The organism is Arthrobacter sp. H41 (genome assembly GCF_000520535.1).
Lineage (GTDB): Bacteria > Actinomycetota > Actinomycetes > Actinomycetales > Micrococcaceae > Arthrobacter_D.
The window spans coordinates 1-9,664 of record NZ_AZRZ01000414.1 but is presented as its reverse complement, the minus strand read 5'-3'; the positions used below and the strand labels follow the sequence as shown (position 1 = coordinate 9,664).

Here is a 9,664-nt window from a genome sequence, read left to right as displayed (position 1 = left end):
CCGCCGCTCTCCGGCGCGGCACTGGGCGCAGCCTCGATGTTCGGTTTCTACCTGCTGCTGGCCCTGATGTCACCGGCGGGTATGGGGATGGGAGACGTCAAGCTCGCTGCCGTCCTCGGCCTGTACGGCGGGTACGCCGGGCTGCTCCCCTGGCTCGTCACCCTGCTGGGCGGTTTCCTCTTCGGCGGTCTCGCCGGGCTGGCCGTGCTGCTCTCCAGACGGGGCGACCGCCACGCCGTCTTCCCCTTCGGGCCGGGCATGCTGCTGGCTGCCTTCCTCGGGACCCTGACGCTGTAGCCGCGCCTCCGGGAATCGCTCCGGAGTGCGACATTTGCACAGGATAAAACGGGTGACGGTCGCATTTCGCAGCGTTTCGCCGCGTGGTCACTCGATCGGGCGCGTCACCTGTCCCGGTATCTCAGGTGCCGCGATCCCCCGCCGCGCCCGGGTGAGCGACGCCCGGCGGCCGAGCTCATCGGCTGCCGGATACGCCACTTCCTCCAGCACCAGGGGGTGCGCCGGAGCCAGGATGGACTGCGCGTCCTTGATCCGGGCCTCCAACCGTTCCTTCAGCCACCCAACGGGCATTTCGCCGCTGCCCACCCGCAGGGTGGAGCCGATCAGCGCGCGCACCATGTTGTGGCAGAAAGCGTCCGCCTGGATGGTGGCGGTGATTGTTCCGTCCGGTCCACGCAGGAACTCGTAGCGCTGCAGTTCACGGATGGTGGTGGCACCCTCGCGCGGTTTGCAGAAGGCCCGGAAGTCCTGCATGCCCCGCAGGTGCGCAGCGCCGTCGTTGAGGCGCCCGACGTCGAGCCCGCCCTGGTACCAGAGCGTGGTGTGCCGCCCGAGCGGATCCTGCCCCGCCTGCGCGTCGGCGATGCGGTAGCTGTAGCGCCGCCACAGCGCCGAGAACCGTGCATCGAACCCATCGGGGGCAAGGCTGACTTTCCGCACGACGACGGCGGGCACCGCGTTCCTCGACGTCCTACCGCCCCCGGACGGCTGACGGGTGAGTACGAGGTTCACCGTTCCCGTCAGCCGGCGGCGCATCGCGTCTTCAGCCGATACGTCCTTGCCCCGCGTCATGGATTGCCACTCCCCCGGCGTCAGGTCCACGTGCACCACCTGCCCGCGGGCATGCACGCCGGCATCGGTCCTGCCCGCGACGGTCAACCGGACAGGACGCCGCAGCAGGGTGAACAACCCTTCCTCCACAACCCCCTGGACAGTGGCGAGTCCCGGCTGCAGTGCCCAACCGGCGAAGGCGCCGCCGTCGTAGGCCAGATCGATCCGGACACGCAGAAGCCCGCCGTTCCCCGAAGGGAGGGCGGGCTTTTGCGTCGTCATTCAGCGGAACCAGGGTGAGAGGGAAGAATTACTTCTTCTCTTCGGTCCCGGTGGTGCCTTCTTCGACAACGACAACCTCTTCGGCACCGGCTTCGGCATCGATGGTGGTGTCTTCTGCTGCAACTTCGTCAGCCGAAGGCGCTGACGGCGCCGACTCTGCTGAGTCGGCTGACTCCACCGAATCAGCGGACTCGGGTGAGTCAGCGGATTCAGCGACAGGTGCGGCAACCGGAGCAGCAGCTGGTGTGGCGGTCTTGGCCTGCTCGGCCTCGGCGACTACCGACTGCTTCGCCGACATGGGGTCCAGCACCAGTTCGATGACGGCCATGGGGGCGTTGTCGCCCTTGCGGTTGCCGATCTTGGTGATGCGGGTGTAGCCGCCTTCGCGGTTGGCAACGGCAGGGGCGATGTCCGTGAACAGCTCATGGACAATGCTCTTGCTGCTGATGACACCGAGGACGCGACGACGTGAGGCGAGGTCACCCTTCTTGGCGAAGGTGATCAGGCGCTCTGCGTAGGGGCGGAGCCGCTTGGCCTTGGTGACCGTGGTGGTGATGCGTTTGTGCTCGAACAGTGAGGCGGCCAGGTTGGCGAGCATCAGGCGCTCGTGCGCCGGACCGCCTCCGAGACGTGGGCCCTTTGTGGGTGTGGGCATGATTGTTTCTCCTCTTAGTGGTCCTGCCCGCCGCTGCTAGCGCGACGAACAGGCTGGTACAGCGTTGTTGAATTTCTTCGTTAGAGCTCTTCGTCGCCGTAGGCGGCGTCGTCCTCTTCGATGGCAGCGGCACGTGCGGCGAGGTCGAACCCTGGAGGGGAATCCTTCAGGGACAGGCCCAGCTCCACGAGCTTCGCCTTGACCTCATCAATGGACTTCGCGCCGAAGTTGCGGATGTCCATGAGGTCGGCTTCCGAGCGCCCGACGAGTTCACCCACGGTGTGGATGCCCTCACGCTTGAGGCAGTTGTACGAGCGGACCGTCAGTTCGAGGTCTTCGATAGGCAGCGCCATGTCGGCAGCCAGGGCTGCGTCGGTGGGCGAAGGGCCGATCTCGATACCTTCAGCTGCCGTGTTGAGCTCGCGGGCCAGGCCGAACAGTTCCACCAGGGTGGTTCCTGCGGAGGCGACGGCGTCGCGGGGCTCGATGGCGTCCTTGGTCTCGACGTCGACGATCAGGCGGTCGAAGTCGGTGCGCTGCTCAACACGGGTGGCTTCCACGCGGAAGGTCACCTTCAGCACCGGCGAGTAGATCGAGTCGACCGGGATACGGCCGATCTCGGAGTCGCCGGACTTGTTCTGCGAAGCGGACACGTAGCCGCGCCCGCGCTCGATGGTCAGTTCGAGCTCGAACTTGCCCTTCGAGTTCAGGGTGGCGATGTGCAGGTCGGGGTTGTGGAACTCGACACCGGCGGGAGGCGCGATGTCAGCAGCGGTGACGACGCCGGGTCCCTGCTTGCGCAGGTAGGCGACGACGGGCTCGTCGTGCTCGGACGAGACGGCGAGGTTCTTGATGTTGAGGATGATTTCGGTGACATCCTCCTTCACACCCGGAACGGTGGTGAATTCGTGCAGCACTCCATCGATGCGGATGCTTGTGACAGCAGCACCCGGGATCGAGGACAGGAGCGTGCGGCGAAGGGAGTTTCCGAGGGTGTAGCCGAAACCGGGCTCGAGGGGTTCGATCACGAACCGTGAGCGGTTGTCGGCGACTACTTCTTCAGTCAGGGTGGGGCGCTGTGCAATAAGCACTTACATTTCCTTTCAGGGAGCATCCGCTATATGACGCTTCACAAATGGTGGAAAGGGACAGCTAGTGAGCCGGCTCAAAAGCTTTCTGATAACGGCACCGAACCGCCCTGCAGAAGCTGTTCGCTTCCGCAGGGCGGTCGGTCGACCGGAAAAAGCTGATTAGACGCGGCGGCGCTTCGGGGGACGGCAGCCGTTGTGGGCACTGGGGGTGACGTCCGAGATGGAACCAACCTCGAGGCCGGTGGCCTGCAGTGACCGGATTGCGGTTTCGCGTCCTGATCCCGGGCCCTTGACGAAGACGTCGACCTTCTTGACGCCGTGTTCCTGGGCGCGCTTCGCGGCGGCTTCGGCAGCCATCTGCGCAGCGAACGGTGTGGACTTGCGTGAGCCCTTGAATCCAACCTCACCGGCGGAGGCCCAGGAGATGACTGCTCCGCTGGGGTCCGTGATGGACACGATGGTGTTGTTGAAGGTGCTCTTGATGTGCGCCTGTCCGAGCGCGATATTCTTCTTATCCTTGCGACGCGGCTTGCGCACCGCTCCACGAGTCTTGGGGGGCATTACTTCTCCTACGAAGGTATTGGATTAAGCATTTGATTCGAATCGAGATCCCGCCGGAACTCCTGATGACAGGGGCCTCCGCTGGCGAGGGTCCCCTGGCGTGACGAGCGCTAGCGAGTCACGTTAGGGAGCCAGTGGGGATCTAGCGAACCTTCTTCTTGCCGGCGACGGTACGCTTCGGGCCCTTACGGGTACGGGCGTTGGTCTTCGTACGCTGTCCGCGTACGGGAAGGCCGCGGCGGTGCCGAATGCCTTCGTAGCTGCCGATTTCCACCTTGCGGCGGATGTCGGCTGCAACCTCGCGGCGGAGGTCACCCTCAACCTTGAAGTTGCCTTCAATGTAGTCGCGGAGCTGAAGCAGCTCCGGGTCGCTGAGGTCCTTGACGCGCGTGTTCGGGGAAATGCCCGTGTCCACGATCGTCTTCTCTGCACGGGTCTTGCCCACGCCGTAGATATAGGTAAGCGCAATGACAACCCGCTTTTCACGGGGGATGTCTACGCCAGCGAGACGTGCCATATCGGCGGTTCTCCTTTGGGAATACCGGAGGTCTGAGACAAAGCGCGCCCGGAGGGTATCTCCGGTCCCCGGCCTCCGAGCCCGGGGGTGTGCGCTCCCTGTGAGGGAGCGCTGCTTTGCCTATAAATGAACTACTACGCGTGGGGCGGGACCTCGGAAAGAGGTATTTAGCCCTGACGCTGCTTGTGACGTGGGTTTTCGCAGATTACGAGAACGTTGCCCTTGCGGCGAACCACCTGGCACTTCTCGCAAATCCGCTTCACGCTCGGCTGGACCTTCATGGTTTTCCTTTGCGTCGGTTCTTATTTGTAGCGGTAGACAATACGGCCCCGGGTGAGGTCGTACGGGCTCAGTTCCACTACTACCCGGTCCTCAGGAAGGATTCGAATGTAGTGCTGACGCATCTTCCCTGAGATGTGGGCGAGAACAATGTGTCCGTTGGCGAGCTCAACGCGGAACATCGCGTTGGGCAGCGCCTCGTTCACAGTGCCTTCAATCTCAATGACACCGTCTTTCTTGGCCATATCCTCCGCTAACGTCTGTGCCCACCACTTGCACGGTGAGCGGGTTTGGGTTTTGATTGTCTGACCTCACCCGAGCACTCGCGGCGACAGGCCGCCCGGCCCGAATCGGGCACGAAAGCAGAGACAACCAACAGCCAACCTTACGCCACACGGGCGGAGAAGTTAAATCGGCGATGAGCGCGTCTCTTTTGCCGGTATTGACCGGGTAAGCCGCGTGTGGTCCGGAGACCCGCCTTATATGAGCGGGGTCGGACGCGAATGGCGGCACATCTGACACACCCCGGGCCGGTCAGCTGCCCACATCCAGGTCGACCTTGAAGGTTCCTGCCCAGCTTTTCGGGACCGAACCGCGTGTCGCCGGGCAACACGCCGAGGATCAGTGGGTCCGGCCGCGAAAGGTGGGCACCATCCCACGCCGCCGAGAAAGAAGCTCAGGCTTCGAGCGGCACCGGCATCACACCGAGGGGCTCGAGGGCGGAGGCGCCGCCGTCGGCCGCGCTGAGAACCCAGATGCCGCCGTCGTGCACTGCCACCGTGTGCTCCCACTGGCAGGACCGCTTGCCGTCGAGGGTGACCACTGTCCAGTCGTCTTCGAGGGTTCTGGTTTCAAGCCCGCCGAGCACCAGCATCGGCTCGATGGCCAGGCAGAGACCCGGGCGGACCTTCGGGCCGCGGTGCGTGCTGCGGTAGTTCAGGACATCCGGTGCCTGGTGCATCTGGGTGCCGATGCCGTGGCCCACGTAGTCCTGCAGGATGCCGAGCCGCTTGCCGGGCAGTTCCGAGACGTAGTCGTCGATCGCGGCCCCGATATCCCCCACGAACTTGGCCGAGGCGAGGGCGGCGATGCCGTACCACATTGCAGCCTCCGTGGCGTCGGACAACCGGACATCCTCCGGGCGGGCAACTCCGACGATGACGGTGCGGGCGGAATCGGAATGCCACCCGTCCACCACTGCGCCGCCGTCGATCGAGAGGATGTCGCCGTCCTGCAACGTGTACCCGCCGGGGATCCCGTGGACCACCTCGTGGTTGACCGACGTGCAGATGCTCTTCGGGAACCCGTGGTAGCCGAGGAAGTTGGAGGTGGCACCGGCTTCCTTCAGGACGCCTTCGAAGACGGTGTTGAGGTCGTCGGTGGTCACTCCCACCCTCGCAGCGGCAACCGCACTGTCCAGCGCCCTCGACAGCACGATCCCGGCCTTGCGCATGGCGAGGATCTGGGAATTGCTCTTGTACTCGATCTTCGGCTGGCGAAACATCTGCAGGTCCTAGCTCGCTACCTTGAGGGCAGCCATCACGCGCTCGGTCACTTCGTCGATCGGGCCGAGGCCGTCCACCTGCGTCACGATGCCCCGGTCCTTGTACTGGGACACCACACTCTCGGTCTGCGAGTGGTAGAGGCTCAGGCGGTGCCGGATCACGTCCTGGTTGTCATCGGAACGTCCATCGAGCTTCGCCCGCCCGAGCAGCCGGCGCACCAGTTCCTCGTCCTCGGCGGTGAGCTGGAGCACGACGTCGAGGGCGAGGTCGTTTTCCCGCAGGATGTCGTCGAGCTCGGCGACCTGGGGAGCGGTCCGAGGGTAGCCGTCGAGCAGGAAGCCCTCCTGGACATCGTCGGCGGCAAGGCGGTCCCGCACCATCAGATTGGTGACGCTGTCCGGGACGAAGTCCCCCGCGTCCATGTACTTCTTCGCCTCGACGCCGAGCGGAGTTTCGCGCTTGACGTTGTCCCGGAAGATGTCGCCGGTCGAGATCGCGACGACGCCGAGCCGCTCGGAGATGCGGGCGGCCTGCGTGCCCTTCCCCGACCCGGGAGGTCCGATAATGAGCATCCGTGTCATCGCAACAACCCTTCGTAGTGACGCTGCTGTAGCTGGGCATCAATCTGCTTCACTGTTTCCAAACCGACGCCCACCATGATCAGGATCGAGGTGCCGCCGAAGGGGAAGTTCTGGTTCGCGCCGATCGCCACCAGTGCGATCAGCGGGATCAGGGCCACGAGACCCAGGTAGATAGCGCCCGGCAGGGTGATCCGGGCCAGGACGTACTGGAGGTACTCCGCCGTCGGACGCCCTGCGCGGATGCCGGGGATGAAGCCCCCGTACTTCTTCATGTTCTCCGACACCTCGTCGGGGTTGAAGGTGATGGAGACGTAGAAGTAGGTGAAGAACACGATCATGGCGAAGTACAGCGCCATGTACAGCGGGTGGTCGCCGGTGGCCAGGTAGGTCGTGATCCAGTTGACCCACTCGGGCGGCGGAGTCTGCCCGTCGGTCGGGGTGTTGAACTGGGCGACGAGCGAGGGCAGGTACAGCATCGAGGACGCGAAGATGACGGGGATCACGCCGGCCATGTTGACCTTGATGGGAATGTACGTGCTGCTGCCACCGAGGGTGCGACGGCCGATCATCCGCTTGGCGTACTGCACGGGAATCCGGCGCTGCGACTGCTCGACGAAGATCACGAGGGCGACGACGACGATACCCATCAGCATCACGAAGGCGAACACCGTTGCGCCCTGCGTGCGGAAGATCTCGCCGAGGGAGGTGGGGAAGCCTGCTGCGATGGCGGTGAAGATGAGGAGGGACATACCGTTGCCCACGCCTCGCTCCGTGATGAGCTCGCCCATCCACATGATGAGGCCGGTGCCGGCGGTGAGGGTGAGGATCAGGAGGATGATCGTGATCAGGGAGTCGTCCGGGATCAGCGGGACGGGGCAGTCACCCAGCAGTGCACCGGAACGCGCCAGCGAGACCAGGGTGGTGGCATTGAGCAGCCCGAGGGCGATCGTCAGGTAGCGCGTGTACTGCGTCAGCCTCGACTGGCCCTGCGCCCCTTCCTCATGAAGCTCCTGGAAGCGGGGAATGACGACGCGCAGCAGCTGGGTGATGATGCTTGCCGTGATGTAGGGCATGATTCCCAGGGCGAAGATGGACACCTGGAGGAGTGCGCCGCCGCTGAACAGGTTGACGAACTGGTAGAGGCCGCCCTCGGTGTTGCCGAGCTGCAGGCACTGCTGAACGTTTCCGTAGTCGACACCGGGTGCGGGAATGAAGGCACCGAGGCGGAAGATGGTGATGATTCCCAGCGTGAACAACAGCTTGCGCCGCAGGTCTGGCGTCCGGAATGCCCGGCCAATAGCGCTTAGCAAGCGTCCTCCTGAAGGTCTTGATTGTCCGAAGCGGACAGTCCACAACAACCGAGTCTAACGGTTGGCGATCGGTGCGTTGGCACCAAGGGATAGATGACGGCCCTTAAGCCGGAAAACTCTTGGTGGGCCGGTTGAGTACCGGCCCACCAAGAGTCTAGTTCCTAAGTGCGGCGGATCACAGCAAGCCCCTCCCCCGCGCCCAAGAGGCTCGGGGAGGGATCGGAACGGCTCAGACCTTGGTGGTCGAGCCGCCTGCTGCTGCAATCTTCTCGGCAGCGCTGGCGGAGAAGCGGTTGGCTGTTACGTTCACGGCCACCGTGATGTCTCCGGTACCCAGCACTTTGACGGGCTGGTTCTTGCGAACCGCACCGTTGGCTACGAGGTTTTCCACCGTGACGTCGCCGCCGTCGGGGTACAGCTCCGAGATCTTGTCCAGGTTGACCACCTGGAACTCGACACGGAACGGGTTCTTGAAGCCGCGCAGCTTGGGCAGACGCATGTGGAGCGGCAACTGCCCGCCCGCGAATCCTGCCTTCACCTGGTAGCGCGCTGCGGTTCCCTTGGTGCCACGGCCCGCCGTCTTGCCCTTGGAGCCTTCGCCACGGCCCACGCGGGTCTTGGCGGTCTTGGCTCCCGGTGCGGGACGCAGGTGGTGGACCTTGAGCGCGTGAACGCGCGGGGTCTTCTCTTCGGTGGCTGGCGCCACCGTCTTGTTCTCTGCCATTAGTTGGCCTCCTCAACCTTCAAGAGGTGCGGAACCGTGTTGACCATGCCCACCGTGACGGCGTCGGCTTCACGGACCACGGTGTGACCGATCCGCTTGAGCCCCAGGGAGCGCACGGTGTCGCGCTGGTTCTGCTTTTCGCCGATGATCGACTTGATTTGCGTGATCCGGAGCTGCGCTGAGCTCACGAGCACGCGCTTGGGGGTGATAGCGGTCATTTCGCACCTACCTTCTGAGCCGCGATTGCACGCAGCATCTGGTGTGACGCGACCTCGTCCAGGGGCAGTCCACGACGGGCTGCTACTGCCTGAGGCTCCTCAAGGCGCTTGAGCGCATCGACGGTCGCGTGAACGATGTTGATGGCGTTCGAGGATCCGAGCGACTTGGAGAGGACGTCGTGGATGCCGACGCACTCGAGGACCGCACGCACCGGTCCACCGGCGATCACGCCGGTACCCGGTGATGCTGGGCGGAGGAGGACGACTCCGGCTGCCGCTTCGCCCTGAACCAGGTGCGGAACGGTGCCACCGATGCGGGGCACGCGGAACATGGTCTTCTTGGCTTCCTCGACGGCCTTCTGGATTGCCGAGGGAACTTCCTTGGCCTTGCCGTAACCTACGCCGACCATGCCGTTGCCGTCGCCGACCACAACAAGTGCGGTGAAGCTGAACCTGCGGCCGCCCTTGACGACCTTGGAAACACGGTTGATGGTGACGACGCGCTCAATGAACTTGTCCTTGTCGTCACGTCCGCCGTCGCGTCCGCCGTCACGGCCACCACGGCCGCCGCGATCGCTCTTGCCGCCGCGCTGTTCCACGCCGCGTCCGCTTGCGCGGCCGCCCCGGTTGGCGTCGGCAGCTGCGGCGTCAGTTGCGCCCGCAGCCGGGGCTTCGGTTGCTGGCTGCTCTGTACCCGTACTCAATGGGGCTTCCTTTGCCTTGTTTTCCTCGGTCACAGTGCCAGACCACCCGTCCGGGCGCCGTCTGCGATTGCTGCAACGCGGCCGTGATACTTGTTACCGCCGCGGTCGAAGACAACTGCTTCGATGCCGGCAGCCAGTGCGCGCTGTGCAACGAGTTCGCCAACGCGCT

The 9,664-nt window shown here is 64.4% G+C and carries 14 protein-coding genes and 1 pseudogene; 1 reads left to right on the top strand and 14 read right to left on the bottom strand.

From position 1 onward, the window contains the following. Positions 1–297 (top strand): annotated as a pseudogene (locus tag Y705_RS0100465) (prepilin peptidase); the annotation flags it as partial. A gap of 87 nt (positions 298–384) precedes the next feature. On the opposite strand, the gene Y705_RS16215 reads toward Y705_RS0100465, so the two are convergent. The 14 genes from Y705_RS16215 to Y705_RS16210 form a co-directional block, all read right to left on the bottom strand. Continuing rightward, complete coding sequence (locus Y705_RS16215; RefSeq protein ID WP_049822027.1) at positions 385–1,350, bottom strand: tRNA pseudouridine synthase A; 966 nt, start codon at positions 1,348–1,350, stop codon at positions 385–387. A 28-nt stretch (positions 1,351–1,378) separates the two neighbouring features. Then, positions 1,379–2,005, bottom strand: a complete 627-nt coding sequence (gene rplQ, locus Y705_RS0100455; RefSeq protein WP_026531450.1) for a 50S ribosomal protein L17 — start codon at positions 2,003–2,005, stop codon at positions 1,379–1,381. Positions 2,006–2,085: 80 nt separating this feature from the next. Continuing rightward, on the bottom strand, positions 2,086–3,096 hold the full coding sequence (locus tag Y705_RS0100450; protein WP_026531449.1) for a DNA-directed RNA polymerase subunit alpha: 1,011 nt from the start codon (positions 3,094–3,096) through the stop codon (positions 2,086–2,088). Positions 3,097–3,255: 159 nt separating this feature from the next. Next, positions 3,256–3,657 (bottom strand): 30S ribosomal protein S11, encoded by a 402-nt coding sequence (rpsK, locus tag Y705_RS0100445; protein ID WP_026531448.1) that lies wholly within the window; start codon positions 3,655–3,657, stop codon positions 3,256–3,258. A gap of 142 nt (positions 3,658–3,799) precedes the next feature. Next, complete coding sequence (gene rpsM / locus Y705_RS0100440; RefSeq protein WP_026531447.1) at positions 3,800–4,174, bottom strand: 30S ribosomal protein S13; 375 nt, start codon at positions 4,172–4,174, stop codon at positions 3,800–3,802. Positions 4,175–4,341: 167 nt separating this feature from the next. After that, a complete protein-coding gene (gene rpmJ / locus Y705_RS0100435) occupies positions 4,342–4,455 on the bottom strand; it encodes a 50S ribosomal protein L36 (RefSeq protein WP_026531446.1) in 114 nt (37 codons plus the stop codon). A 21-nt stretch (positions 4,456–4,476) separates the two neighbouring features. Continuing rightward, the gene (gene infA / locus Y705_RS0100430; protein WP_019481515.1) at positions 4,477–4,698 is read right to left on the bottom strand and encodes a translation initiation factor IF-1; all 222 of its coding nucleotides are present in this window, start codon (positions 4,696–4,698) and stop codon (positions 4,477–4,479) included. 431 nt (positions 4,699–5,129) lie between these two features. Next, positions 5,130–5,957 carry a type I methionyl aminopeptidase gene (map, locus tag Y705_RS0100425; RefSeq protein ID WP_026531445.1) on the bottom strand — a complete coding sequence of 276 codons (828 nt, stop codon included), beginning with the start codon at positions 5,955–5,957 and terminating at the stop codon, positions 5,130–5,132. Positions 5,958–5,966: 9 nt separating this feature from the next. After that, a complete protein-coding gene (locus Y705_RS0100420) occupies positions 5,967–6,539 on the bottom strand; it encodes an adenylate kinase (protein ID WP_026531444.1) in 573 nt (190 codons plus the stop codon). After that, entirely contained in the window at positions 6,536–7,849 is a 1,314-nt protein-coding gene (secY, locus tag Y705_RS0100415) for a preprotein translocase subunit SecY (protein WP_026531443.1), read from the bottom strand. Before secY ends, Y705_RS0100420 begins: the two co-directional genes overlap by 4 nt. Before the next feature lie 229 nt (positions 7,850–8,078). After that, complete coding sequence (rplO, locus tag Y705_RS0100410; RefSeq protein WP_049822026.1) at positions 8,079–8,573, bottom strand: 50S ribosomal protein L15; 495 nt, start codon at positions 8,571–8,573, stop codon at positions 8,079–8,081. Further along, complete coding sequence (gene rpmD / locus Y705_RS0100405; RefSeq protein ID WP_026531441.1) at positions 8,573–8,791, bottom strand: 50S ribosomal protein L30; 219 nt, start codon at positions 8,789–8,791, stop codon at positions 8,573–8,575. Before rpmD ends, rplO begins: the two co-directional genes overlap by 1 nt. Further along, positions 8,788–9,528 carry a 30S ribosomal protein S5 gene (rpsE, locus tag Y705_RS0100400; protein WP_081737654.1) on the bottom strand — a complete coding sequence of 247 codons (741 nt, stop codon included), beginning with the start codon at positions 9,526–9,528 and terminating at the stop codon, positions 8,788–8,790. Before rpsE ends, rpmD begins: the two co-directional genes overlap by 4 nt. Further along, positions 9,525–9,664: 50S ribosomal protein L18 (locus Y705_RS16210; protein WP_275450784.1), on the bottom strand; the 140-nt coding region annotated here is incomplete at its 5' end. The genes rpsE and Y705_RS16210, both read right to left, overlap by 4 nt.